Below are 25,652 nucleotides of genomic sequence, written 5' to 3' on the forward strand. Positions count from 1 at the left end.
TCAGCCGCCACCCGTCGTAGACTGACGGCCACGGAACGCGACCGCAGAGCGGGACGAGGGAGCCTCCACATGCGCGCAACCGCGGGTGACAAGCTGGTGCTGCACGGCAGGGTCGTCGGGCAGCACGACCGGATCGCCGAGGTCGTAGAAGTCCTGGGCGCGGACGGCGGCCCGCCGTACCGCGTCCGGTTCGAGGACGGCCACGAGACGCTGGTCTCGCCGGGCCCCGACACCGTCGTACGGCACCAGGACCCGACGAGCTGACTGCGCGGCGTCAGCGCGGCGGCTTCGCCGGCTCCTGGTAGTGGTCGGCGACCACCCGCGCCATCGCGCCGTTCCTGTCGACGCCGACCTCCTTCGCCGAGAAGTAGATGTGCCCGCGCACCTCGCGGAAGCCCTCGGCGTAGGTGAGGTGGCGGGACAGCTCCGCCGGGTCCTGCCAGGCCGCGGGCTGCGCCGGGTCGCCCGCCTTGTACAGCGCCTCACCGATGTACAGGCGTACGCCCGTGTCCCGCACGACGTCGTTCCACCACGGGACCAGCTTGGCGTAGTCCGCCGCGGGGAAGCCGATGTTCCAGTACACCTGCGGCACGATGTAGTCGAGCCAGCCCTTCTTCACCCAGCCGCGCGTGTCCGCGTACAGATCGTCGTACGTCTGCACGCCTGCCCGGGTGTCCGAGCCGGTCGGGTCCGTCGCGATGTTGCGCCAGACCGCGAAGGGGCTGATCCCGAACTGGGTGCGCCCCCGGGTCTTCTTGATCCGGCCCGCCATCTCGCGCACCAGCCGGTCGATGTTGTCGCGCCGCCAGGAGGCACGGTCCGGGAAGCCGCCGCCGTAGCGCGCGAAGGCCTCGTCGTCGTCGAAGACCTGACCCGCGACGGGGTACGGGTAGAAGTAGTCGTCCCAGTGCACCGCGTCGAGCGGATAGCGGCGGACCGCGTCGAGCATCGCGTCCTGCACGAAGCGCCGCACCTCGGGCAGGCCCGGGTTGTAGTAGAGCTTCCCGCCGTACGGCACGACCCAGTCGGGGTGCACGCGCGCGGGGTGCGAGGCGATCAGACGCGAGGGGTCGGTGTGATTGGCGATCCGGAAGGGGTTGAACCACGCGTGCAGCTCCAGGCCCCTGCGGTGCGCCTCCTCCACCGCGGTGCCCAGCGGGTCCCAGCCCGGGTCCTTGCCCTGCACACCGGTCAGGTACTCCGACCACGGCTCGTACCGCGAGGGCCACAGCGCGTCGGCGGTGGGCCGCACCTGGAAGACCACCGCGTTCAGTCTGCGGTTCACCGCGGAGTCCAGATAGGCCGTCAACTCGCTCCGCTGCTGCGCCGCGGGCAGGCCCGGCTTGGACGGCCAGTCGCGGTTGACGACGGTTGCCAGCCACATGGCCCGCAGCTCGCGCCGCTTCTTCGGGCGCCGGCCGGGGGCGGCTCCCGCGTCCCCCGCCGTCGCCAGGCCCGCGAGCGTCGCCGCGGCCACCACCGAGAAACCCCTGCGTGACATACGCCTCATCTGTACGCCCCTCAGCTCGCTGTGTCCGGCACCCTTCGCCGGGTTGCCGCCAGCATGCCCGACCCGGCACGTCATGGACCCCCGGTTGCGGAGTAACGTTCACGGCCGAGGCAGGGACCGCATCCATACGGGGGACCGGACCCTGCCGTCCCATTGATCAGCGAAAGGCACGAGGTGACCGACTCCATGACCGATATCGCACGCGTCGGAGTGGTGGGCTGTGGCCAGATGGGCGCCGGAATCGCAGAGGTCTGCGCCCGCTCCGGACTGGATGTGAAGGTCGCGGAGACCACCGGCGAGGCGCTGGAGATCGGCCGCACGCGGCTGTACAACTCGCTCTCCAAGGCCGCCGAGCGCGGCAAGATCTCCGAGGAGGAGCGGGACGCGACGCTGGCCCGTCTCAGCTTCACCACCGACCTCGGCGAGTTCGCCGACCGTGACCTGGTCATCGAGGCCGTGGTGGAGAACGAGCAGGTCAAGACCGAGATCTTCCAGGTGCTCGACCAGGTGGTGACCCGGCAGGACGCGATCCTCGCCTCGAACACCTCCTCCATCCCGCTGGTGAAGCTGGCCGTCGCGACCTCGCGGCCCGACCAGGTCATCGGCATCCACTTCTTCAACCCGGCGCCCGTGCAGCAGCTCGTCGAGCTGATCCCGGCGCTGACCACGTCCGAGGGCACCATCAGCCGGGCGCAGGTGATGGTCGAGAAGGTCCTCGGCAAGCACGCGATCCGCGCGCAGGACCGCTCGGGCTTCGTGGTGAACGCGCTGCTCATCCCGTATCTGCTCTCCGCGATCCGGATGTTCGAGTCGGGCATCGCGAGCCGTGAGGACATCGACAACGGCATGGAGATGGGCTGCGCCCACCCGATGGGCCCGCTCAAGCTCGCCGACCTCATCGGCCTGGACACGGTCGCCTCGGTCGCCGACTCGATGTACGCCGAGTACAAGGAGCCGCTGTACGCCGCTCCCCCGCTGCTCCAGCGGATGGTGGACGCGGGCCGCCTCGGCCGCAAGACCGGCTCGGGCTTCTACACGTACGCCTGACGCTCCCTCTGTGTTTGACGGGGTTGACGGGCCCGGCACTCCTGTGAGTGCCGGGCCCGCGGCGTTCGCACACCGTGTGCGCGACGGGCTCGCATATGCCCATCGCACACTCTCCCGCCCCGTCCGCCAGGCGAGTTGACTTCCTGTGCGGATGAAGGGGGGACGCGCCACTACAGAGAGGAGTGGACTCGTGACCACCGACGGCGAGAGTGCCGTGGTCCCTGAAGAGCTCGCCGAGTTACGCCGATGCCTGGACGTGGGCCTCGCCCGCGTCGACGGACGGCTGGCGTTGCTCACGCAGCATGACGAACAGACCGCCAAGAACGTGGAGGCCTTGGAGGCCAAGGTCGCCGCCTTGGAGCACACGCGCTGGCCGCTCCCCACGATCGTCGCTCTCGCGGCGGTCGCGGCGTTCGCCGTGGCGCTCTGGCAGGCCCTCGGCCATTAGCTAGCGCGCGTCCTGGCCGAGGCGCAGATGGTGCAGGAGGAGGAGCGCCGCGGCCATGTTGGCGGCCGGGACCTCCCCGCGGGCCACCATGTCGGGGACGAGCTTGAGAGGGACCCACTCGCGACGGTCCGACTCGAAGTCGTCCTCGGGATGGCCGACGTACGTCCCTTCGTCGGACCAGTAGATGTGATGCCGGGCGTCGGTGAGCCCGTTCGAGGGCTCGACGCTCATCAGGTGCCGCAGCGGGCCCGGCCGCCAGCCGGTCTCCTCCTCCATCTCGCGTGCCGCCGCGTACGCGATGTCCTCGCCGTCCTCGACGACGCCCGCCGCCAGCTCCCAGCCCCAGCTGTCGGTGATGAAGCGGTGCCGCCACAGCAGCAGTACTTCGTTGGCGTCGTTGACGACCGTGGCCACGGCGACGGGCCTCATCCGTATGAGGAAGTGGTCCAGATGCCGACCGTCGGGTAGTTCGACGTCTGCGAGATTGACGGTGAACCACCGATTTCCATATACAGTTTGTTCGCTCTGTTTCGTCCACTGCACGGTTCTGCCACCTTCCGCCGAGTAGATGGCAATATCGCAGCAGGGCGAACCGTGGAGCAGTGGGCGTCAGGGGGTCACAGCGGCACCCGCAGCGCCCCGTCGATGAGTGCGGCCGCCTCGGCCGTGCCCGCGCAGTCGCTGCGGACCAGGTGCTCGCGCACCGCGCGCAGCCGGTCGCGCAGTCGCTGTGACTCCATCCCCCGTGCCTGCTCCGCCATTTGCACCGCGGTGGCCACCGCCTCGTCGGTGTTGCCCTGGCGCAGGTCGATCTGGCTGAGCATGGCGAGCCGGTGGACCCGGCCCCGGTCGTGCGCCGGGGTGTCCACGGCCGCCGCCGCGTGCTCCCGGGCGCCGGCCAGATCGCCGAGACTGAGCAGGGCCTCCGCCACTTGTACGTTGACGAGTCCGGGCTGGACATAACCCGTCTCGTCCGGCTCGCGGCCCCGCAGGATCCGCTCGGCCGCGGCCTCCGCACGCCTGATGCAGGAGAGCGCGCTCCTGCCGTCGCCCAGGTGCGCGTACGCCTTGGCCTGCATCGCGTACAGATCGGACGCGAGCGCGGGGGTGAGGTCGCGGCCCGCGGCCCGCAGCGCCGCCTCGGCGAACGCGACGGCCTGGCGGTACTCACGCATGAACAGGGACTGGTTGACCAGGAGCGCGATGACGTACGCCCCAAGTCCTCTGTCCCCGCTGGCCTTTGCCAGCCTCAGGGCCTGGTGGAAGTAACGCTGGGCGAGGCCGTGTGCGTCGGAGTCGTAGGCACAGATCCCCGCTATGGCCACCAGCCCGCCGGTGGACCGGTGCAGTTGACGCCCCGTCTCGTCGGTGTAGCTGCCGCGCAGGAGCGGCGCGGCCTCCGCGTTGAGGAAGCCGACGATGCGGGTGCGGGTCGCGATGCCGCCGGCCTTGCGGTACATCTGCTCGTAGTGGGCGCGGGCCGCGCGCATCATCTCGATGTCGGCCGTGCTGACGGGGTGGCGTCCGCCGCGGGAGACGTCGACGTCCTCGGGCGGGTTCTCCCACTCCCAGACCGGCATCACCGCGGGCGTGCCGGTGACCGCGGGCGCGCCGAGCAGATGGGGGCGCTGCTGTTCGTCCGAGCGCCACAGCGCGGTGGCCCGCTCCACGAAACCGGAGAGCGTGGAGGAGGCCGAGCCGACGTGGGCGGCGGGGACACCGGGCAGCCCGAGGCCGATGTCGTCGAGGGTGACGGGCCGTTGCAGCCGGGCGGCGAGCACCTCGCAGATCAGGTCGGGGACCTGGCCGCGCGGACGCTGGCCCTTCAACCAGCGGGATACGGCGGTGTGTTCGTAGCGCAGCGCGAGGCCTCTGGACTTCCCGGCCTGGTTCACATGTGCGGCAAGTCCCGCGTGCGAGATGCCCGCTTCGTCGAGGATCGCGTCGAGCAAGGTGTTGGGCTGCATGAATGCCCTCCGGTGGCTCGGTGCTGTTCAGGGTAGTGGAGGTGCCTTCACACGGGGTGTGAACGGAGTGCTCGGATCCGGGGGGTGTGCGCTCTGCCGCGCACCGTGTGGGATCGCTTGACTGGGGGACCTCGCCAGTCGAGGAGGCCGGCGGGCCGCCGGCTCCCCCCTCCACAGTGCGGCGGCCCTCACCGGCGCCGTCCGTCCCGCCGTCTGCCCGACAACTCCATGGCGGGGCGGACGGCACATCGCCGGTCCGCCCTCGCCCGAGGGGCCTCAGCTCATGGTGCGGGCGCGTCGCTCCGTCTCCGGGTGCTGGACAGGGACCCTCTTGCGGTCGTTGCGCAGGACGAGCAGCGCCGCGTCGTCGGCCGGCAACCGGCCGGTGTGGCGCAGGAGTTCGTCGTAGACCACGCGGATGAGGTTCTGCGGTGACACCGGCTGGACGCGGGCGGCCTCGGTGAGCGTCGCCTGGAGCGGGAAGAACTCCCCCGCCGCGTCGCGCGCGTCCTCCATGCCGTCCGTGTGCAGGACGAGTGCCTCACCGGGCAGCAGCCGGCCGCAGTGCAGCACGGGCAGCTCGGCGGGGAGCGGGAAGGGGCCGAGCGGCGGCAGCGGATCGGCGTCGGTCAGCGGCCGGGCCTGGCCGCTCAGCAGAAAGGGCCAGGGGTGGCCGCAGTTGAGTGCGGAGATCTCACCGAGCTGGCCGATCTCCAGGAGGAGTACGGTGACGAACTCCTCGGCCAGCGGGCTCTCCGGTGCGGCCCCGCCGTTCGCGGGGTGCTCCGCGCGGGAGCGCTCCCGCAGGTGGCGCCCGAGCGCACGCTCCAACCGCCGCATCAGCAGGGGGAGTTCTGGCTCGTCGTGCGCGGCCTCGCGGAAGCTGCCGAGGACGGCGGCGACGGTTGCGATGGCGGCGAGGCCGTGCCCCCGGACGTCTCCCATGATGACGCGGACGCCGTGCTCGGTGGCGGTCACCTCGTACAGATCGCCGCCGACGGTCGCGCCGTGCGAGGCGGAGAGCCGTCCGGCGGCGAGGGCGAGGCCCTCGGTGCGGGGCGGCAGCGGTCTCAGGAGCACGTTCTGCGCGGCGCCCGCGACCTCGCGCATCTGCCGCAACTCCCGCAGCAGCGCCCCGCGGACGTGCAGGACGAGCCCGGTCCCGACGGCGAAGAAGACCGCGCTGCTGACGATCCGCGCGCCCATGCCGTCCTGCTGGGCGAGCGGGCAGGCCAGTTTGTACGTGATGGCGACGGCGCCCCACACCGTGGGCAGGCCCACCGTCAGCGCGCGGCGGAACCGCTTGCGCTCCACCCGGGGAAGCGGCCGAGGCGCCGCCCGGGAGTCTCTGAGACGGACGAACGGGCCTTTGCCGCGGCGTCGTCCTCTGTCTCGGTGCCGGGGACCACAGCCCCGCAGCCTCGCCCCGAGCATCGTCCGGCGGGGAGCCCCAGCCTTGGTACGGATCATGCCGACGGCCCCCCTAAGGCCCCGTTCAGCGCGCAGGCCGACCCCTACGGCCGGACTGATTCTGTCGACCGAGTGACCCGATTGGGCCAGGGTGAAGCCAGTTGTCACCCTAACGAGTGAGGGGCTCATCCGATGATCCGGATGAGCCCCTCTATGCGCCTGAATGTGCGCCTCTTGGCGCCTACGGACGGTGACTACGCTCCGCGCAGCACCGCGCCCGTGCGCTCGGCCGCCAGGGCGACGGCCGCGTCGCGGGCCGCGGAGGCCTCGTCGACGGTCAGCGTGCGATCGGCCGCGCGGAAGCGCAGCGCGTACGCGAGGGACTTCTTGCCCTCGCCGATCTGGTCGCCCTCGAAGACGTCGAACAGGCGGATGGACTCCAGGAGTTCACCCGCGCCGCCGGTCAGGTAGTACTCGACCACGGCGGCCGGCACCTCCTTGTCGACGACCAGCGCGACATCCTGAGTGGCCACCGGGAAGGCGGAGATGCGCGGTGCGCGCAGCGTCCCCTCACCGGCCTGCTCCAGGCGGTCCAGGTCCAGCTCCATCGCGCAGGTGCGGACGGGCAGGCCGAACGCCTTGACGACGCGCGGGTGCAGTTCGCCCGCGTGGCCGACGGAGACGATGTCGCCGTCGATGACGACCTTCAGCTCGGCGCAGCGGCCCGGGTGCCAGGGGCCGTACTGGCCCTGGTCGACGATGAGTTCGGCACCGGCCTCGCGGGCGAGGGTGCGGGCCGCCTCGACGGCGTCCGCCCAGTCGGCCGGGCGGCCCTTGCCCCACCAGCCGGCCTGCTCGCGGGCGCCCGCGAGGACGACGGCGGCGTGCCGGGGCTGGACGGGCAGCGCGTCGGTGAGGGACGCGATCTCCTCGTCGGTGGGACGCCTGTCGACGGGCAGCCGCACGGCGGCCTTGAGCTGCTCCCGGGGGTGGAAGACAAGACCCGTCTCGAAGAGCGCCAGGTCGTGGCTGCCCCGCCCGTCGTTGCGGCGCAGCGCGGAGAGCAGCCCCGGCAGCAGCGTCGTACGGAGGGCGGGCTCCTCGTCCGAGAGCGGGTTGACGAGCTTGACCACGCGGCGGTTCGGGTCGTCCGCCTCCAGGCCGAGCTGGTCGAACACGTTCTCGCCGATGAAGGGGTAGCTCAGCGCTTCCACGTACCCGGCACCGGCCAGCGCGCGCCCGACGCGGCGGTGCAGGCGCTGCCGCTCGGTCAGGCCGCGGCCCGCGGGGGGCTTCGGCAGGGTCGAGGGGAGGTTCTCGTATCCCTCCAGGCGGATGACCTCTTCGGCGAGGTCGTTCGGCTCCGCCAGGTCGGGGCGCCACGACGGCACGGTGACGGTCAGGTCGTCCTGGCCGTACACGTCGCAGCCGACCTGCTGAAGGCGGCGTACGACGGTCTCGCGGCCGTAGGTGACACCGGCGACCTTGTCGGGGTGGTCGGCGGGCATGGTGATCGTGTGCGGCGCGCTGGGGGCGATGATCTCGGTGACACCGGCCTCGGCGGTGCCGCCCGCGAGCAGGACCAGCAGGTCGACGGTCCGCTGGGCGGCGGCCGACGCGGCCTGCGGGTCGACGCCGCGCTCGTAGCGCTTGGCGGCCTCGGAGCCCAGCTTGTGGCGGCGCGCGGTACGGGCGATGGAGAGCGCGTCGAAGTGCGCGGCCTCGATGACGACGTCGGTGGTGCCGCCCTCTTCGTCGTGGTCCGCGATCTCGGTGTTGGCGCCGCCCATGACGCCCGCGAGGCCGATGGGCCCGCGCTCGTCGGTGATCACCAGGTCCTCGGCGTCGAGGACGCGCTTGGCGCCGTCGAGCGTCGTGAACTTCTCGCCCTGCTCGGCCCGGCGCACGCCGATCCTCCCCTGGACGCGGGAGCGGTCGTACGTGTGCAGGGGCTGGCCCAGCTCCAGCATCACGTAGTTCGCGACGTCGACGGTGAGCGAGACGGGGCGCATCCCGGCCTTCTGGAGGCGCCGCTTGAGCCAGATCGGCGAGCGGGCCTCGGGCTGGAGGCCGGTGACGGTGCGCGCGGTGAAGCGGTCGCAGCCGAGCGGGTCGCTGATCTTGACGGGGTACCCGAAGGAGTTCGGCGCGGGCACGTCGAGCAGCGCCGGATCGCGCAGCGGCAGGCCGTAGGCGACGGCGGTCTCGCGGGCGACGCCGCGCATCGACAGGGCGTAGCCGCGGTCGGGCGTGACGGCGATGTCCAGGACCTCGTCGACCAGTTCGAGCAGCTCGATGGCGTCGGTGCCGGCCTCGTGCTCGGGCGGCAGCACGATGATGCCGCCGCTGCCGTCGTCGCCCATGCCCAGCTCGTCGCCGGAGCAGATCATGCCGTGCGAGGTCTTGCCGTACGTCTTGCGGGCGGCGATCGCGAAGTCGCCGGGCAGAACGGCGCCGGGCAGGACCACGACGACCTTGTCGCCGACGGCGAAGTTGCGGGCGCCGCAGACGATCTCCTGCGGCTCGCCGGTGCCGTTGGCGGTGCCGACGTCGACGGTGCAGAAGCGAATGGGCTTCTTGAAGCCCTCCAGCTCCTCGATGGTCAGGACCTTGCCCACGACGAGCGGGCCCTTGAGGCCGGTGCCGAGCTGCTCGACCGTCTCGACCTCCAGGCCGACCTCGATGAGCTTGGCCTGCACGTCACGGCCGGTCTCGGTGGCGGGGAGGTCGACGTACTCCCGCAGCCAGGAAAGCGGGACCCGCATCAGATCTCCATCCCGAACGGCCGGGTGAACCGGATGTCACCCTCGACCATGTCTCGCATGTCTTCGACGTTGTGGCGGAACATCAGCATCCGTTCGATGCCGAACCCGAAGGCGAATCCGCTGTACTTCTTGGGGTCGACGCCGCAGGCGGTGAGCACCTTGGGGTTGACCATGCCGCAGCCGCCCAGCTCGATCCAGCCCTCGCTGCCGCAGGTGCGGCAGGGGCGGTCGGGGTTGCCGACGGACTCGCCGCGGCAGACGTAGCAGACCATGTCCATCTCGGCGGACGGCTCGGTGAACGGGAAGTAGTTCGGCCGCAGCCGCGTCTTCATGTCCGGGCCGAAGAGCGCCTGGACCATGTGGTCGAGGGTGCCCTTCAGGTCGGCCATGGTCAGGCCCTCGTCGACGGCGAGCAGCTCGATCTGGTGGAAGACCGGGGTGTGCGTCGCGTCCAGCTCGTCCGTGCGGTACACGCGGCCGGGGCAGACGATGTAGACGGGCGGCTCGCGGCGTTCGAGGAGCGCGCGCGCCTGCACCGGGGAGGTGTGCGTACGCAGTACGACACCGGACTCGTCGCCCGACTTGCCCTCGGGACCCTGGACGAAGAACGTGTCCTGCATCTGCCGGGCCGGGTGGTCGGGCGTGAAGTTCAGGGCGTCGAAGTTGAACCACTCCGCCTCGACCTCGGGGCCCTCGGCGACCTCGTAGCCCATGGCGACGAAGACGTCCGCGACCCGCTCCATGAGCGTGGTCAGCGGGTGCCGGGCACCGGCGGCCGTGCGGTCGTACGGCAGTGTGACGTCCACCGCCTCCTCGACCAGGACGCGGGCGTCGCGCTCGGCCTCCAGCTCGGCCTGGCGGGCGGCCAGCGCCTTGTTCACGGCGCCGCGCGCCATGCCGACGCGCTTGCCGGCCTCGGCCTTGGCCTGCGGGGGCAGCGCGCCGATCTCGCGGTTGGCGAGCGCCAGCGGCGAGGTGCCGCCGGTGTGCGCGACCTTGGCCTCCTGGAGCGCGTCGAGGGAGTCCGCGGCCGCGAAGGCGGCGAGCGCCTCGTCCCGCATGCGCTCGATCTCTTCAGGTTTCAGTGCCTCGACCTCAACAGGGTCGTACGACTTGTTCGGTGCCGACATCTCTTCCCGTGCTTCCGGTTGGCTGGCGGATGGTCCCCGTCGACGAATCGGAGACGGAGTGTCCCAAGGTTGGGGACGCAAAGTGCCAACGACCGAGTCTAACGGGGGTGCGGTGATCGAATGCGCCCGCGGGCTGCTCAGGGCGCCCTCAGTGACTCACGTGAGTCACTGGAGATACGCCGGGGCCCCCACGGGCAACGTAAATCGGAACTCGGCACCGCCGCCGGGCGCGCGGCCGACGGTGATCGTCCCGCCGTGCGCCTCCACGATGCCCTTCACGATGTACAACCCCAGTCCTGTCCCGCCGCGCTTGCTGCCCCGCCAGAAGCGGGTGAAGACGCGGCCCATCGACTCCTCCGGAATGCCGGGGCCCTCGTCGCTCACGGTGACGGCGGTCTCGGCGCCGCCCCGCTCGCGCGAGGACGAGAAAGGGGCCACGTCGATGGTGACGGTTCCCTCGCCGTGCCGCACCGCATTTTCCAGGAGGTTGCTGAGCACCTGGTCGATCTTGTCGGGGTCCGCCCAGAGGTCGGGCAGCGGCCGCTGGAGGCGCAGGAGGAAGCGGTCGGCGTCCTGGCCCGAGGCGACGTGCGCCTGGATGTGCCGGCCGACGGCCGCACCTATGTCGACGGGCTGGCGGCGCAGTTCGAGCCGTCCGGAGTCGATGCGGGAGATGTCGAGAAGCTCCGCGATCAGCCGGGTGACGCGGTCGGCGTCGGCGTCGACGGTCTCCAGCATCAGCTTCTTCTGGTCGTCCGTGAACCGCTCCCACTTGGCGAGCAGCGTGGCCGTGAATCCCTTGACGGAGGTGAGGGGGGAGCGCAGCTCGTGGGCGACGGTGGCGATCAGTTCGGCGTGGCTGCGCTCGGTGCGGCGGCGGGCGTCGGTGTCGCGGAGGGAGACGATGACGCGGCGCACGGGCCCGGTGCGGGCGGTGCGCAGATAGCGGGCGGAGACGAGGACCTCGCGGCCGCCCGGCAGCAGCAGATTGCGCTCGGGCTGGCCGACGCGGATGGCGAGGCCTCCGTAGGGATCGGTCAGCTGCCACCAGCGGCGGCCTTCCAGGTCCTCTAAGGGAAGGGCGCGCTCCAGGGGCGCGCCGATGGCGTCGTCGGCCTGAACGGCGGTGATCCGCGCGGCGGCCGCGTTGAAGCAGATGATCCGGCCCGTCTCGTCCGCGACGACGAGCCCGTCGGGCAGCTCGTCGGGGTCGAGTCCGAGGTCGCCGAGATCACCGTGACCGCAGTCCGCGCGAGCACGGACGATGTCCTGTACTCCCGGTGCTCTGCTCGTGCCGACGCTCATTCCCCGTACCCCACCTCTCGGACTGGGCCGTCACCCTACTAGCTGGATGTGACGGAGCGGCACCCTCCGGCGGCGCGCTGTGCACGAGCGGAGGCATAGAGGCACACGGCGGCGGCGGTCGCGAGATTGAGGCTCTCGGCTCTGCCGTGGATCGGAACGCGCACCACGGCGTCGGCGAGCGCGCGGGTCTCCTCCGGCAGGCCCCACGCCTCGTTGCCGAAGATCCAGGCGGTGGGGGTGCCCATGGTGCCCTTGTCCAGCTCCGTGTCGAGGTCGTCCTCGCCCGCGCCGTCGGCGGCGAGAATGCGTACGCCCGCGTCCTTCAGGCCCTGTACGGCCCTCTCCACGGGTACGCCGACGGCGACCGGCAGGTGGAAGTGCGAACCGACCGAGGCGCGCACCGCCTTGGGGTTGTAGAGGTCGACGGAGGCGTCGGTCAGGATGACGGCCTCGGCGCCCGCGGCGTCGGCGCAGCGCAGTACGGTCCCGGCGTTGCCGGGGTCGCGCACGTGGGCGAGGACGGCGACGAGCCTGGGCCGGGCGGCCAGGATCTCCTCGAACGGCGTGTCGAGGAACCGGCAGACCCCGACGAGCCCCTGGGGTGTCACGGTCGTCGAGATGTCGGCGATGACGTCCTCGTCGGCGAGGTGCACCTTGGCGCCGGCGGCCCGCGCCTCCGCCACGATGTCTGCGTAGCGCTCGGCGGCGTCGACGGTGGCGAACAGCTCGACGAGCGTGTCGGCGTGCCCGGCGGCCTCCCGCACGGCCTGCGGCCCCTCGGCGAGGAACAGCCGCTCCTTCCCCCGGAAATTCCGCTTGGCCAGCCGCCGCGCGGCGCTGACGCGCGGCGACTTGGAGGAGATCAATTCAGCGGCAACCATAAAACTCACCTCAGGGACAGCGCCCCTGAAAGGGGCGCGGGGAACTGCGCGACCAGCCACACACAAACCCGCGGGCGGCAGAAACCAGCAGGGGGCAGACGAGCTCCTAACAGAAACGGACCCGCAGGCCACCAGGCCTACGGGTCCGAAACACGCTCAGCTCAGCGCAGCGTCACGCGGCCTTGGGCGCGTTGACGTCCGACGGCAGCGCCTTCTGCGCGACCTCGACCAGCGCGGCGAACGCGTTCTGGTCGTTGACGGCCAGCTCCGCGAGGATCTTGCGGTCCACCTCGATGTTGGCGGCCTTCAGACCCTGGATGAAGCGGTTGTAGGTGATGCCGTTGGCGCGGGCAGCGGCGTTGATGCGCTGGATCCACAGCTGACGGAAGTCGCCCTTGCGCTTCTTGCGGTCGTTGTAGTTGTAGACCAGGGAGTGGGTGACCTGCTCCTTGGCCTTGCGGTACAGGCGCGAGCGCTGGCCGCGGTAGCCGCTGGCCGCTTCGAGGATCGCCCGACGCTTCTTGTGGGCGTTGACTGCCCGCTTGACGCGTGCCACTTGTTAACTCCTTGTAGCGGGGCCGTGGTTGGACTCACACGACCCGGTATCGATTGGGTCCCGGTCAGAGCGAGGCGCGCGGTGCGCGCCCCGGCTCACTTGCCGAGAAGCTTCTTGATCTTCTTGGCGTCGCCCGGGGCCATCTCGGCGTTGCCGGTGAGGCGACGCGTCAGACGGGACGACTTGTGCTCGAGCAGGTGGCGCTTGCCGGCGCGCTCACGGAGCACCTTGCCGGAGCCGGTGACCTTGAAGCGCTTGCTGGCACCGCTGTGCGACTTGTTCTTCGGCATAGCGCCGTTCTCTCCTCGTCAGTGGCACTCCGATGCCCGGTCGTGAAACCGGGCATCCGGGAGCCATATGTGTCAGTTGGCGATCCCCTGGACTCGCGTCCGGGAGATCAGGCCTCGGCGTTGGCCTCGGCCGGGGCCTCGGCGGGAGCCTCGGAGGGCTCCTCCCCCTCGGCGGAGTTCTGCGAGCGGCCCGGGTTGGCCTTCGCGTCCGCCTTGCGGGCCGCCTGGGCCTCGCGGGCCTCGGCCATCGCCTCGGTCTTCTTCTTGTGCGGACCGAGAACCATGATCATGTTTCGGCCGTCCTGCTTCGGGTTCGACTCGATGAACCCGAGGTCCTCGACGTCCGAAGCGAGACGCTGCAACAGCCGGAAGCCCAGCTCGGGGCGGGACTGCTCGCGACCACGGAACATGATCGTGATCTTGACCTTGTCGCCCTGCTTGAGGAACCGGACGACATGACCCTTCTTGGTGTCATAGTCGTGCGGGTCGATCTTCGGCCGGAGCTTCATCTCCTTGATGACCGTGTGCGCCTGGTTCTTGCGCGCCTCACGGGCCTTCATGGCCGACTCGTACTTGAACTTCCCGTAGTCCATGAGCTTGCACACGGGCGGCCGGGCGGTCGCCGCGACCTCGACAAGGTCGAGGTCGTACTCCTGCGCGAGCTCCAGGGCCTTGGCAAGCGGAACAATCCCGACCTGCTCGCCGCTGGGGCCGACAAGTCGCACCTCGGGAACGCGAATCCGGTCGTTGATGCGGGGCTCGGCGCTGATGGATCCTCCTCGGTAGCACCACGCGACCGTCTGGCGGACAGCCGCGTTACGTCTGTTTGACTGGACCAACCGCGCGAGGCAATAAAAAATGCCCCGACCGATCACAGAAGGGGCTCCACGTACTACCGGAGCACCTCCGCGGTGATCGCGGGGCGCACATCGGGCGACCCGAAGCCTCGGGGACTTCGGCCGCCTGACCGGTGACCCGCCGCTCCGGGGAGCGGCCAGGTGGGAGATCGGAGCCTCCACTTGTGGGCCGGATCCTTGCGTTGGCACGCGGGTCTCCGGCCGGTCGTTACACAAGGTTAGCAGCTCCCCCGGGGTAGGGCGAACCGGCCGGGCCGCGGGCTCCCGGGGGCCGGGCTGTCCGGGGCGCGGCTTATCGTGTGGGACATGAGCGACACGACCCCCGCCCCCGAGTCCCCCGAGGTCCCCGGGCCCGACTCCCCCGACTTCGACACCTTGACCCGTGACATCGCGGACGTCCCCGCGGTCGAGGTGATCACCACGGTGGCGGTCCACCTGATGAGCGCCGCCGCCGTGAATCTCGGCCTCGCCGAGGGCGGCGAGGGCCACAAGGACCTCGACGAGGCCCGCAAGCTGATCCACTCGCTGGCCGGTCTGCTGGACGCGAGCGCCACGGAGATCAGCTCGTTCCACGCGGCGCCGCTGCGCGACGGCCTGAAGTCGCTCCAGCTGGCGTTCCGCGAGGCGTCGATCGTCGCGGACGAGCCGGGTCAGGGTCCGGGCGAGAAGTACACGGGCCCGGTCTTCGGCTGAGCCGCCCCGGGGGCGATCCCGGGGAGTCAGTCAGTACGCACCGATCAGTCAGTGCGCCACGGTCAGTCAGTACGTACGTAGAGGGGCTCGCCCGGTGGCGTCGCCTCGGCCGGCAGGATCGCCAGGTCGAGGCCGCGCACCAGGCGGGCCCTCAGTGTTTCGTCGGCGGCGATGCGGCGGGCCACGCGCTGGGCGGCCTCGGCCGGCTCCGCGGTCGGGTCGAGCACCAGGGCGAGGGTGCCGTCGGAGCTGCCGGGGCCGAGGTGGGCGCGGAGCACGGCGGGCTCGGCTGCGACGGCCGCGCGCACCGCGCCGGTGACGGCGGGGTCGGCGAGCGGGTCGGCGCCGGCGCGGCCCTCGGCGAGGGCGAGCAGCGCGGCCCGGCCCAGTTCGTAGGGGACGGGGCCCGCGAGGTCGAGGACGATCGTGTCCGCCTGTTCGTGGGCCGCGGCCTGGAGCGCCTGGTGCAGAGGGACGGCGACGGGCCGGGCCGCCGGGTCCCACAGGGCGAGGGCCTCGGTGGAGGTGAAGGCGGGCAGTGCCGTGCGGTCGCCGGCCTTGAGCGTGGGGACGGCCATGTCACTGGTCTTCTCGCGGCGAAGGCCGTTCTCGTCCTCCTCGACCTCGCCGAGTACGGCGACCACGGGAACGAGGAGCCGGGCCTCGGCCAGGGCTTCGAGGACGGGCCCGTGGGCCGTACGGTCCTGCGACCAGGCGGTGAGCGCCGCGGCGAGCCGGGGGTCGGCCGTGCCGTCGTCGTCGGAGAAACCGGGGTCGGGAATGTTCTTGTTCGCCACGGTCCGACCCTAGTCCGACCCTAGAGAGGGCCGCCCGGCGCCCCTCCCGGCGGGACGCGCCGTCCCCCGAGGAGCTGGGTCACGGCCTCGGGCAGGGGGCCCCGCCGCCCGCGCCACAGGTAGACGCCGGCCGCCAGCAGGGCCACGCCCAGGCCGCCCGCGACGGGCCCGACCCAGGCGGCGGGGCCGCTGTCGCCCTCTGCCGCGTCGGGGCCGGGGCCGAAGTACTTCTCGCCGTACGCCGCCGCGCGCGGCTTGTCCCGCCCGAGTGCGGCGCCCCGGGTGAGGGCGGCCGCCGGGTCGATGAGGCCGAAGCCGCGGGAGTCGTCGCGGCCACCTGGCGGTGCGTCGCGGGCGGTGTTCTCCAGGAGCTGTTTGATCTGCGCGGGCGTGAGGCCGGGGTGGGCGGCGCGGATCAGGGCGACGGCACCGGAGACGAAGGCGGAGGCGGCGCTGGTGCCCCATCCCTCGTAGTACTTGCCGTCGGGGTCGGCGATGACGATGTCGTCGCCGGGTGCGGCGACGGTGGCGTACCACCGGCGGGTGGAGAAGGAGGCGCGGTCGCCGTTCTCGTCGACGGCCGTCGCGGCGATCACGCCGGGGTAGGCGGCCGGGTAGGAGACGTGGTCGCCGCGCTCGCCGCCGTTGCCCGCGGAGGCGACGACGGCGACGCCCTTCTTGAGCGCGTACTGGACGGCGGCGTCCTCGGCGGGTTCGGGGTGGGCGGACTTGGAGTCGTCGCCGAGGGAGAGGTTGATGACGTCCGCGCCGTGGTCGGCCGCCCAGCGGATGCCTTCGGCGAGCGCGTTGCCGCGGGTGTTGCGGGCCTTCTTGCGGGCGGGGTCGCCGTCTTCGAGGATCACGCGGATCGGCAGGATCTTCGCTTCGGGCGCGATGCCGAGTACGCCGTCGGCGCGGCCCTCGCCGTGTCCGTGGCCCGCGATGATGCCGGCCATGGCGGTGCCGTGCCGGGCCCAGGGGCGGTCGCCGCGGCGGGCGCCGAAGCCGACCATGTCCTTGCCTTCGAGGACGTTGCCCACGAGGTCGGGGTGCTGGGCGTCGATGCCGGTGTCGAGGACGGCGACGGTGATGCCGTTGCCCTTGGTGGTCTGCCAGGCCTGGCCGGTGTGCATGGCGTCCAGGCCCCACTGCTGGGCGCGGATGCCGTCGTTGGCGTGTGCCGGGGCCGCGGGGGCGAGGGCCAGCGCGGCGGCGACCACGGCGGCGGCCAGGGACTGACGGGGCCTCATCACGCCTTCTCCGCCTTCGCGATGGTCTTGCGCAGGCCTCGCTCGACGCGGTCGGCGATGCCCTTCGCCTCGTGGCCGAGGCCGGACTGGGCGGGCGCCGAGGCGGTGTTGCTGCCCATCGCCTCGGTGGCGGGCTCCGGGTCCGTGACGGCGCGGCCGTCGGCGAACCCGGATACGGCGTACGCGACGACGGGCGCGTCCGGCAGCACGGACACCGTCCAGGACGCGCGCTGGGCGTCCCTGAAGTCCTTGGCCGCCGTGCCCTTGGCCGCGTAGGGCCTCGGCATGAGATCGGGGCGCCGGTCGAGGCCCTCGCGCGTGAAACGGTTCCGCAGCGCCCGCATGGCCTCGGCGTCCGCCTTGGTGAACAGCAGGCCCACGGTGGTGACATGGCTGCGGGTGGCGTCGGTGTACGTGGCGCGGAGCAGGCGCAGACAGCCGGCCGGGGCGAGGGCCTTGGCCAGCAGCGGGTCGAAGGCGGCCGCGCAGCCGCTGTCGGGGGCGACGGCGACCCGGGTCCAGGACCGGTCGGCGCCGCCGGGGCCCGCGCCCTCGCCCTTGAGGGTGGGCGGGAAGAGCCGGTCGACGGGGACGCTGTGCCAGAGCCGGCCGGTGACCGCGTACGCACTGCGGTTGCCGCCGGTGGCGGACGACTCGCCGGTCAGCCAACTGCCGGTCACGGCGCCGCCGATGAGCCCGAGCCCAAGGACGACGCAGGCCGCGGCGGCGGCCACGCGGGGGCGGGCCCAGGCGCTGACGGGGCGCAGCCGGGTGGTGGTGTCGTCGTCGTACATGGCGGGCCGCGCGAAGAACACGAAGGGCCGCCCGGCGGCGGACCGCTCCGGTACGTCACCCGCGTCGAGGACGCGCCGGGTGCGGGTGCCCGGGGGCGGGGCGTCGGGGAGGCGGGCGGAGGCGGGTGGGGGCGGCGGGGCGTCACCGTCGACATCGTCGACTCCGTCGGGTCGACGGGGCAGGGGGCCGCGCGTGGCCTCCGTGAAGTCGCGGATGGAGGGGCCGGCTTCGTAAGGGGTCGACGCCGTGTCCCCATCCTGGCCCTGGCCCTGGCCCTGGTCACGGTCACGGTCACGGTCACGGTCACGGTCACGGTCACGGTCACGCGAAGGGGATACCCCGGGAGGGGGTTGCGCGGGGAGCCCGGTCGGCGCGGGGTCGCCGGACGCCGCGCCGCCGCGCCCACCGGGCCGTGCCGCCTCGGTGAACGGAGCCAGCAGGGCCGCTACGCGCGCGGCCTGGTCGTCGTCCTCGTCCTCGGTGTCGGCCGTGGGGCGGGGTGCGTCGAGGAGCCAGTCCTCGTCCACCGGGGGGCGCACGTCGGGGAAGCGGGCGGACGGCGCGGGCGGCGGCTCGTCCGGAGGGGACGTGGGGCGGGGCGGCGCGGTGGGACGCGGGGGAATCGGGGTGCGTCCCGCCTCCGTGCTCATGCTCCCCCGTCTCCTCGCGCTCCGGCTGCCGGAACGCTCGGCCCGGCGAGGCTCCGTGCGCGTCACTCTACGGGCAGACGCGGGACCCGGGGGAACCCGGACCAGCGCCTCGGGCGATCTGCCCGGATCCTCCCCCTACCCTCCGGTAATCGTGTCTGGCAGGCTTCGGCCATGACTGCCCGTGCCGCAGACCGGGCCCGTTATGACCGGGCCACCGCACACCTCGACGCCCCCGTCGCGATCATCGACGTGGACGCGTTCGACGCCAACGCGGACGACCTCGTACGCCGGGCCGGCGGGAAGCCGATCCGGGTCGCGAGCAAGTCCGTGCGCTGCCGGGTCCTGCTCGAACGGGTCCTGGCCCGCGAGGGCTTCGCCGGGATCATGTCGTTCACGCTCGCCGAGTCGATGTGGCTCGCGCGTTCCGGCTTCGACGACGTCCTGCTCGCCTACCCCTCCGCCGACCGCGCCGGTTTCGCCGAGCTGACCGCCGACCCCAAGCTCGCGGCGGCCGTGACGGTGATGGTCGACGACCCCGCGCAGCTGCGGCTGATCGACGAGGCGAGGGACGGCGGGGCCGAAGAGGTGCGGGTCTGCCTGGAGTTGGACACCTCCTTCCAGGTGCTGGGCAGGCGGGTACGGATCGGTGCGCTCCGTTCGCCGCTGCACTCCCCCGTGCAGGTGGCCGCGCTGGCCCGCGCCATCGCCCGGCGGCCCGGGTTCAGGCTCGTGGGCGTCATGGCGTACGAGGGTCATGTCGCCGGGGTGGGTGACACGGTGGAGGGGCATCCGGCGCGCTCGCGGGCGATCAGGATGATGCAGGCCGCGGCCCGCAAGGAGCTGGCGGAGCGCCGGGCGAGGACCATCGGGGCGGTGCGGGCCCTCGCGCCGGACCTGGAGTTCGTGAACGGCGGTGGCACGGGCAGTGTGCAGCACACCGCGGCCGAGCGGGCGGTGACGGAGATCGCCGCGGGGTCGGGGCTCTTCGTGCCCCGGCTCTTCGACCACTACACGTCGTTCAGCGGCCGGCCGGCGGCGCTCTTCGCACAGCCGGTGGTGCGCAGGCCGGGGCCGGGGACCGTGACGGTGCTCGGCGGCGGCTATCCCGCGTCGGGTGTCGCGGGCCCCGACCGCTCGCCGGTGCCGTATCTCCCCGAGGGCCTGCGGTACGACCCGCGGGAGGGCGCGGGCGAGGTGCAGACGCCGCTGCACGGCCCCCCTGCGGACGATCTACGGATCGGCGACAAGGTGTGGTTCCGGCACGCCAAGGCCGGGGAGCTGTGCGAGCGGTTCGACACGCTGCATCTGGTGGAGGGCGACCGGGTGACGGGGAGCGTTCCGACGTATCGGGGCGAGGGCCGCACCTTCCTCTGACCCGGATGACCGGATACCCGGATGGCCGGAAGCACGCCTCGGTCCTCCGGCCGGAAGGATGCCTACGGCGTCGCGCCGACGTCCTCGCCCACGCCGCCGCCCGTCGCGCTGTCGTCGGTCGAGCGGATGCCCTTGACGATGCGGTCCATGCCGGAGAGGGGCGGGGCGCCCTTGGCGGCGCCGAAGGAGAGGCGGACGATGACCATCGGTTCGGAGCCGATGCTGGACTTGAACGCCACCGACTGCACGTACCCTCCGGACCCCTTGCCGGTGCGGACCTTCCAGCGCACGTAGTAGCCGCTGCGGCCCGCGACGGCCACCGTCCCCTCCTTGACCTTCTCGTGGCCGGTGATGCCGCCGTAGTGCTCGCTGCCGAGGGCGTTCTCGCCGTAGATCTCCTTGGCCGCGTCCTCGATGTCACCCTTCGCGAGCGCCTTGGGCGACGTCTCGTCGGTGGAGGTCACCGGGTGCGAGGTGACCTGGCCGTGGCGGCAGACACCCGCGTCGCCCGGGCAGTCGAAGGTCTCCGACGTCTGGATGGTCGGCTTGTCGTGGACGGCGGCCTCGACCTTCTCCCAGCCGTCGAGGACGGGGATCGTGATGCCGTTGAGGTCGTCGACGAGGACGTCCGGATCCTGCTCGGCCGTCTTCGTGGGCGTCGGCGTGGGGCTCGCGCTCTTCTCGGTCGCGGCCGGAGTGCTCGGCGCCGGGGCGCCCCGCGGGTCGCCGTCGTCCTTGCCGAGGGCGACGGCGCCCGTGACGATCGCCGCGACGAGCACGGCACCGGCGGTGGCGAGAGCGATGACCTTCGCTCGGCCACCGCCCGCGGACGCCGGGGCGATCACCGCGGTCGCGGCGGGGTCCGGTGCCGGGCCGAAGCCCTGCCCCACCGCGGCCGCTCGGGCGTTCTCGGGGGTGCGCCGGTGCTCGGTCCATGCGGCGCCGTCCCACCAGCGCTCGACGGAGGGCTGGTGGGGGTCCGGGTACCAGCCGGGCAAAGGCGTCATGCTCATCCCGGCACTCTAGGACGTGCCTCGACGATCAGTACACCGAGTCTTGCTGATCGGGCACGACCGACCCGTCCTCGCGGAGCACCGGGCCCTTGCGGCCGTCGTGTTCGTTGTACGCGCTCGTCGCGCACGGGTAGCCGCCACTCTTCCGCGGCATCGGCTCGATGAACATCGGGTTCACGACCCACCGGCCGTCGGCGTTGTCGTACGCGCGGCACATGAACTCGCTCTTGTTGCGGTTCAGCACGAGGTGCGCCCCGGTGGCGTCGCCGACGAACGTCACGTCCGTGTCGGCGTCGCCGCCGCCGAGCGCGATGCGGTGGCTCCGCTCCTGCTTCTCCCAGGCGGACTTGCCCTTGATCTTGAAGATCTCCTGGTTGATGAAGCAGCGCTTGCCGTCGATGTAGGGGATGGCCTCGCCCTTGTTCACGGGCACGCCGCCGCAGCCCTGGTTCCAGGGGGTGATGCGGCCCCTGCCGTCCAGGACGGAGCGGATGGCGATGGTGTGCGCGCGGTCGATGCCCACGCTCCTCGACCACACCTCGGCGACCGGTTCGGAGCCCGCGGAGACGATGTAGACGTCGAACCCGGCCCTCTTGAGGGTGCGGATCAGGTCGCGCTGCTGGTCGTAGTAGCGGACGTAACCGGGGATCTCGTGCGTGCCGACGGTCTGCGTGGCGCCGACGGGGGCGGCGAGCGCCTCCTTGCGGGCCTGCGCGGCGTACGACTCCAGTTCCGGGACGGTGTGCCCGGCGAAGAGCTGCGGCACCCAGGCGTACTGCGGAACGGTGTGGCGGTGGTCCCACTCGCCCGCGAAGGCGGCGGCGCCGCTCATCGTCTTCCCGTCCTCGCGGACCTCGAAGATCTCGTCCGCGCAGTCGGTGTCCGTGGAGGTCGGCAGCGGCTTGCCGACGGGGACGCCGGTGCCGCAGGCCTTGGTGAGGGCGCGGTCCGCGTCGTCGGTCAGCCACTTGCTGGTGGACTTCCAGCTCTTGGGGCGCAGGATCTTGTCGTGCCGCAGCGACCAGGCGATGGTCGCGTCGGTGACGTCGTTCTTGACGACGGTGTTGTCCCAGTCGAAGGCGGCGACCGGGCGCTTCCCGCCGTGGCCGAGACCGGGGTTCGAACAGCGGCCGCGCTCGTCGATCACCCGCTGGAGCTTGGCGCGGTTGTCGCCGTACCAGTCGAGCTTCTTCGACAGCTGCGGGCAATGCCCGCCGGGGGTAAGGGAGTTGGACGGGCGCACGGCCGTGGCGGCGGCCGCGGGGAGAGCTGCCGGCACGGCTGCCAGGGTGGCGGCAGCGGCCAGGGTCAGCGCCAAAATGTTTCTGTTACGCATGTGAGTGGACCGTACATCCTTTCTAGGGAGCTGACGACGGTGTCGGCGCCCCGTACACCGTGTCCCTCTGATCGGGGATCACGGAGCCGTCCGTACGGCGCACCGGGCCCGGTGTGCCGTCCCGTTCGGTGTAGCCGGTGGTGGCGCAGGGGTAGGGGTCGGCCTTCTCGCCCTTGGGCTCGATGAACATGGGGTTGACCAGCCAACGGCCGTCGCCGTTGTCGTAGGCGCGGCACATCAGCTCGTTCTTGTTGCGGTTCAGGACGAGCCTCAGGCGGGTGGCGTCGCGCAGGAAGGAGATGTCGGTGTCGGAGTCGCCCGCGGCGAACACCTGCCGCTTGGCGGCCGGTTGGACCTTCTCGGCGGCGGCGCCGCGCACGCCGTGGATCTCCTGGTTGATCCAGCACCGCTTGCCGTCGATGTACGTGATCATCGAGTCGTCGCCGTCCCTGACCGTGCCGCAGCCCTTGAGGTGGGCGGTCAGCATTCCGCGCGCGGTGACGTTGCGGATGCCGATCGTGTGCCGGGCGTCGATGCCCACGCCCCGCGCCCAGACCTCGGCGACCGGCTCGGGCGACGCGGAGACGACGTACACGTCGAAGCCCGCCTTCTTGAGCGTGCGGATCAGGTCGCGCTGCTGGTCGTAGTAGCGGACCCAGCCGGTGACCTTGCCGGTGCCGACGCGCTGCTCGGCGCCGATGGGCGCGGCGAGGTTCTCCTGACGGGCGGCGGCCGCGAAGTGCTTCACCCGGCGGGTGGACCAGCCGCGGGTGAGCTGGGCGAGCCAGGCGTACTGCGGCTCCATGCGGCGGTGGTCGAAGCCGGCGAAGGCGGCCTTGCCCGAGGTGGTGGTGCCTTCGCCGTAGACGGACAGGATCTCGTCGGCGCAGGCGGCGTCGCTGCGGGTGGGGAGCGTGGCGCCCGTGGCGGGGCACGCCTTCGCGAGGGCCCCGGCCGCCGGGTCGGTGAGATAGCGGCTGGTGGTGCGCCAGTCGCCGCCCCGGGGCGTGCGTATCTTGCCGTGGCGCAGCATCCAGAACATGGTGGCGTCACCGACGTCGTTCTTGATGACGGTGTTGTCCCAGTCGAAGGTGGCGACGGGCTTGGCGCCGCCCTTGTGGCCGCGGGCCCCGCAGTGGCCGTACGTGTCGATCATGCGCTGGAGCCGTGCCTTGTTCTCGCCGTGCCAGCCGCGCGAGACGGTGAGGTCGGGACAGGGGGCGGGCCGCTCCCCGGGGTCGGTCTGGGTGGCCTCCGCGGTGGCCTGGACGGTGAGGAGACCGGCCGAGGCGACGGCGAGTACGGCTGCGGCCGCGACGGCGCGGCGCTTGAGGTTCACGAACACGCTCCCGTGTCTACGCAGGTCAGCCGGGCGTCGCGCGACGCCCGGCTGACGGGGTGGTGGCCGGAGGATGAACTACAGGGGCGTGACGTACGCCCCGGTGAGGCCGCCGTCGACGAGGAAGTCCGTGGCGTTCACGAACGAGGCGTCGTCGCTGGCGAGGAACGCCACCGCGGACGCCATCTCCTCGGCCTCGGCGAAGCGGCCCACCGGGATGTGCACGAGCCGGCGCGCGGCGCGCTCGGGGTCCTTGGCGAACAGTTCCTGGAGGAGCGGGGTGTTGACGGGGCCGGGGCACAGCGCGTTGACGCGGATGCCCTCGCGGGCGAACTGCACGCCCAGCTCGCGGGACATGGCGAGGACGCCGCCCTTGGACGCGGTGTAGGAGATCTGCGAGGTCGCGGCGCCCATCCGCGCCACGAACGACGCGGTGTTGATGATCGAGCCCTTGCCCTGGCGCCGCATGTAGGGGATGGCGGCCTTGCAGCAGAGGTAGACGGAGGTGAGGTTGACCTCCTGGACGCGCTTCCAGGCCTCCAGGCCGGTGTCCAGGATGGAGTCGTCGTCGGGCGGCGAGATGCCCGCGTTGTTGAAGGCGATGTCGACGGAGCCGTAGGTGTCGAAGGCCGTCCTGAAGAGCGCCTCGACCTGCTCGGCGTCGGTGACGTCGACCTTCACGAAGGTCCCGCCGACCTCCTCGGCGGCGGCCTTGCCCGCGCTCTCGTCGATGTCGCCGCAGACGACGTTCGCGCCCTCGGAGGCGAGGCGGCGCGCGGTGGCGAGGCCGATGCCGCTGCCGGCGCCGGTGATGACGGCGGTGCGGCCGACGAGGCGGCGGCAGATGTTCTGCTCAGTCACTGTGCGGGACCTTCCGTGCTGATGAAGACGTTCTTGGTTTCCGTGAAGGCGTGCAGGGCGTCGGGGCCGAGTTCACGGCCGAGGCCGGACTGTTTGTAGCCGCCGAAGGGTGTCCAGTAGCGGACGCTGGAGTGCGAGTTGACGGAGAGGTTCCCGGCCTTGACGGCCGCGGAGACGCGCAGGGCCCGGCCGACGTCCCGCGTCCAGATGGAGCCGGACAGGCCGTAGTCGGTGGCGTTGGCGAGCCGGATCGCGTCGGCCTCGTCCTCGAAGGGGATGACGACGGCGACGGGGCCGAAGACCTCCTCCGTGGCCACCGGGGCCTGGGGGTCGACGTCGGTGAGCAGGGTCGGCGGGAACCAGAAGCCGGGGCCCTCGGGGGCCGTTCCGTGGATGCCCTCGCCCGGGGTGACGTAGGCGCGGACGCGGTCCAGCTGGGTCCTGGAGATCAGCGGGCCCATCTGGGTCTTCTCGTCGGACGGGTCGCCGACGACGACCGACTCGATCGCGGGCCGCACGGTCTCCAGGAAGCGGTCGTACACCGACCGCTGGACGAGGACGCGGGTGCGGGCGCAGCAGTCCTGGCCGGAGTTGTCCAGGTACGACATGGGGGTGGCGAGGGCCGCCGCTTCCACGTCGGCGTCGGCGAAGACGATGTTCGGGCTCTTGCCGCCGAGTTCGAGGGTCAGGCGCTTCACCCGGTCGGCGCACGAGGCCATGATCCGCTTGCCGACGCCGGTGGAGCCGGTGAAGACGATCTTGGCGACGCCGGGGTGTTCGACGAGCGCGTTGCCCGCGACGGCGCCCTCGCCGGGCAGGACCTGGAAGAGGCCTTCGGGGAGGCCGGCCGCCAGGGCGAGTTCGGCGAGGCGCAGCGCGGTGAGGGGCGTCGTCTCGGCCGGCTTGAGGATCACCGCGTTGCCCGCCGCGAGGGCGGGAGCCGTGCCCCACGCGGCGATCGGCATCGGGAAGTTCCAGGGAGCGATGACGCCGACGACCCCGAGGGGTTCGAGGACGGTGACGTTCAGGCCGCCGGGCACGGGGATCTGCCGGCCGCTCAGCCGCTCGGCCCCACCGGCCGAGTAGTCGAGCAGGTCACGGACGTTGCCTGCCTCCCAGCGGGCGTTGCCGATGACGTGACCGGCCTCGCGCACCTCCAGGCGGGCCAGCTCTTCGAGGTGGTCGTCGACCTGGGCGGCGAAGCGGCGCAGCAGCCGGGCCCGGTCGGCGGGGGCGGCCGCGGCCCACTGCTCCTGGGCCCGCGCGGCCCGGGTGACGGCGGCGTCGACGTCCTGCGCGGTGGCGGCGGGGACGGTCGCGACGACCTCTTCCGTCGCCGGGTTCAGTACGTCGAGTTTCATGACCTCAAGCAAGGCTG

The 25,652-nt window shown here is 72.0% G+C and carries 24 protein-coding genes; 5 read left to right on the forward strand and 19 right to left on the reverse strand.

Annotation, left to right across the window (positions count from 1 at the left end):
- Positions 1–69 precede the first annotated feature (69 nt).
- Positions 70–264 carry a DUF1918 domain-containing protein gene (locus tag CP975_RS06055; RefSeq protein ID WP_055530531.1) on the forward strand — a complete coding sequence of 65 codons (195 nt, stop codon included), beginning with the start codon at positions 70–72 and terminating at the stop codon, positions 262–264.
- Positions 265–274: 10 nt separating this feature from the next.
- On the opposite strand, the gene CP975_RS06060 is transcribed toward CP975_RS06055, so the two are convergent.
- The gene (locus CP975_RS06060) at positions 275–1,510 is read right to left on the reverse strand and encodes a glycoside hydrolase family 10-like protein (RefSeq protein WP_055530529.1); all 1,236 of its coding nucleotides are present in this window, start codon (positions 1,508–1,510) and stop codon (positions 275–277) included.
- Between the two features lie 186 nt (positions 1,511–1,696).
- On the opposite strand from CP975_RS06060, the gene CP975_RS06065 reads away from it, so the two are divergent.
- A complete protein-coding gene (locus CP975_RS06065) occupies positions 1,697–2,557 on the forward strand; it encodes a 3-hydroxybutyryl-CoA dehydrogenase (protein ID WP_055530537.1) in 861 nt (286 codons plus the stop codon).
- Positions 2,558–2,747: 190 nt separating this feature from the next.
- Complete coding sequence (locus tag CP975_RS06070; RefSeq protein WP_055530527.1) at positions 2,748–3,005, forward strand: hypothetical protein; 258 nt, start codon at positions 2,748–2,750, stop codon at positions 3,003–3,005.
- Here CP975_RS06070 and CP975_RS06075 read toward each other — a convergent pair whose 3' ends face one another.
- The 10 genes from CP975_RS06075 to infC form a co-directional block, all read right to left on the reverse strand.
- A complete protein-coding gene (locus CP975_RS06075) occupies positions 3,006–3,548 on the reverse strand; it encodes an NUDIX hydrolase (protein WP_055530525.1) in 543 nt (180 codons plus the stop codon).
- Between the two features lie 74 nt (positions 3,549–3,622).
- Positions 3,623–4,972, reverse strand: a complete 1,350-nt coding sequence (locus tag CP975_RS06080; protein WP_055530523.1) for an NsdA family TPR-like regulatory protein — start codon at positions 4,970–4,972, stop codon at positions 3,623–3,625.
- Positions 4,973–5,248: 276 nt separating this feature from the next.
- On the reverse strand, positions 5,249–6,238 hold the full coding sequence (locus tag CP975_RS06085; protein ID WP_055530535.1) for a PP2C family protein-serine/threonine phosphatase: 990 nt from the start codon (positions 6,236–6,238) through the stop codon (positions 5,249–5,251).
- 398 nt (positions 6,239–6,636) lie between these two features.
- A complete protein-coding gene (gene pheT / locus CP975_RS06090) occupies positions 6,637–9,147 on the reverse strand; it encodes a phenylalanine--tRNA ligase subunit beta (RefSeq protein ID WP_055530521.1) in 2,511 nt (836 codons plus the stop codon).
- On the reverse strand, positions 9,147–10,277 hold the full coding sequence (gene pheS, locus CP975_RS06095; RefSeq protein ID WP_055530519.1) for a phenylalanine--tRNA ligase subunit alpha: 1,131 nt from the start codon (positions 10,275–10,277) through the stop codon (positions 9,147–9,149). The genes pheT and pheS overlap by 1 nt, the downstream gene beginning before the upstream one ends.
- 165 nt (positions 10,278–10,442) lie before the next feature.
- Positions 10,443–11,582 carry a sensor histidine kinase gene (locus CP975_RS06100; protein ID WP_055530517.1) on the reverse strand — a complete coding sequence of 380 codons (1,140 nt, stop codon included), beginning with the start codon at positions 11,580–11,582 and terminating at the stop codon, positions 10,443–10,445.
- A gap of 38 nt (positions 11,583–11,620) precedes the next feature.
- Positions 11,621–12,463, reverse strand: a complete 843-nt coding sequence (locus CP975_RS06105) for a TrmH family RNA methyltransferase (protein ID WP_055530515.1) — start codon at positions 12,461–12,463, stop codon at positions 11,621–11,623.
- Between the two features lie 172 nt (positions 12,464–12,635).
- Complete coding sequence (rplT, locus tag CP975_RS06110; protein WP_030783035.1) at positions 12,636–13,019, reverse strand: 50S ribosomal protein L20; 384 nt, start codon at positions 13,017–13,019, stop codon at positions 12,636–12,638.
- A 95-nt stretch (positions 13,020–13,114) separates the two neighbouring features.
- Entirely contained in the window at positions 13,115–13,309 is a 195-nt protein-coding gene (gene rpmI, locus CP975_RS06115) for a 50S ribosomal protein L35 (RefSeq protein ID WP_007829094.1), read from the reverse strand.
- Between the two features lie 107 nt (positions 13,310–13,416).
- Positions 13,417–14,079 carry a translation initiation factor IF-3 gene (infC, locus tag CP975_RS06120; protein WP_213083947.1) on the reverse strand — a complete coding sequence of 221 codons (663 nt, stop codon included), beginning with the start codon at positions 14,077–14,079 and terminating at the stop codon, positions 13,417–13,419.
- 393 nt (positions 14,080–14,472) lie between these two features.
- Here infC and CP975_RS06125 point away from each other — a divergent pair, with 393 nt between their 5' ends.
- Positions 14,473–14,859 (forward strand): DUF1844 domain-containing protein, encoded by a 387-nt coding sequence (locus CP975_RS06125; protein ID WP_030783031.1) that lies wholly within the window; start codon positions 14,473–14,475, stop codon positions 14,857–14,859.
- Between the two features lie 62 nt (positions 14,860–14,921).
- On the opposite strand, the gene CP975_RS06130 is transcribed toward CP975_RS06125, so the two are convergent.
- Genes CP975_RS06130 through CP975_RS35690 form a run of 3 tightly spaced genes read right to left on the reverse strand, consistent with a single transcriptional unit; the run spans position 14,922 to position 18,351 of the window.
- Positions 14,922–15,656 (reverse strand): SseB family protein, encoded by a 735-nt coding sequence (locus CP975_RS06130; RefSeq protein WP_150476640.1) that lies wholly within the window; start codon positions 15,654–15,656, stop codon positions 14,922–14,924.
- 20 nt (positions 15,657–15,676) lie between these two features.
- The gene (mycP, locus tag CP975_RS06135; RefSeq protein WP_055536496.1) at positions 15,677–16,906 is read right to left on the reverse strand and encodes a type VII secretion-associated serine protease mycosin; all 1,230 of its coding nucleotides are present in this window, start codon (positions 16,904–16,906) and stop codon (positions 15,677–15,679) included.
- Positions 16,906–18,351, reverse strand: a complete 1,446-nt coding sequence (locus tag CP975_RS35690; RefSeq protein WP_246201411.1) for a hypothetical protein — start codon at positions 18,349–18,351, stop codon at positions 16,906–16,908. Before CP975_RS35690 ends, mycP begins: the two co-directional genes overlap by 1 nt.
- A 171-nt stretch (positions 18,352–18,522) precedes the next feature.
- On the opposite strand from CP975_RS35690, the gene CP975_RS06145 reads away from it, so the two are divergent.
- Positions 18,523–19,725, forward strand: coding sequence for an amino acid deaminase/aldolase (locus CP975_RS06145; RefSeq protein WP_055530181.1), 1,203 nt, complete (start codon positions 18,523–18,525; stop codon positions 19,723–19,725).
- 62 nt (positions 19,726–19,787) lie between these two features.
- On the opposite strand, the gene CP975_RS06150 is transcribed toward CP975_RS06145, so the two are convergent.
- From CP975_RS06150 to CP975_RS06170, 5 genes are all read right to left on the reverse strand, one after another.
- Positions 19,788–20,738 carry a DUF2510 domain-containing protein gene (locus CP975_RS06150; RefSeq protein ID WP_150476642.1) on the reverse strand — a complete coding sequence of 317 codons (951 nt, stop codon included), beginning with the start codon at positions 20,736–20,738 and terminating at the stop codon, positions 19,788–19,790.
- A gap of 28 nt (positions 20,739–20,766) precedes the next feature.
- Complete coding sequence (locus CP975_RS06155) at positions 20,767–22,074, reverse strand: HAD family hydrolase (RefSeq protein ID WP_055530183.1); 1,308 nt, start codon at positions 22,072–22,074, stop codon at positions 20,767–20,769.
- 22 nt (positions 22,075–22,096) lie between these two features.
- A complete protein-coding gene (locus CP975_RS06160) occupies positions 22,097–23,413 on the reverse strand; it encodes a haloacid dehalogenase-like hydrolase (protein WP_055530197.1) in 1,317 nt (438 codons plus the stop codon).
- 78 nt (positions 23,414–23,491) lie between these two features.
- Entirely contained in the window at positions 23,492–24,274 is a 783-nt protein-coding gene (locus CP975_RS06165) for a 3-oxoacyl-ACP reductase (protein WP_055530185.1), read from the reverse strand.
- Positions 24,271–25,635 carry an aldehyde dehydrogenase family protein gene (locus CP975_RS06170; RefSeq protein WP_055530187.1) on the reverse strand — a complete coding sequence of 455 codons (1,365 nt, stop codon included), beginning with the start codon at positions 25,633–25,635 and terminating at the stop codon, positions 24,271–24,273. The genes CP975_RS06165 and CP975_RS06170 overlap by 4 nt, the downstream gene beginning before the upstream one ends.
- Positions 25,636–25,652 lie beyond the last annotated feature (17 nt).

This window comes from Streptomyces alboniger (assembly GCF_008704395.1).
Classification (GTDB): Bacteria; Actinomycetota; Actinomycetes; order Streptomycetales; family Streptomycetaceae; genus Streptomyces; species Streptomyces alboniger.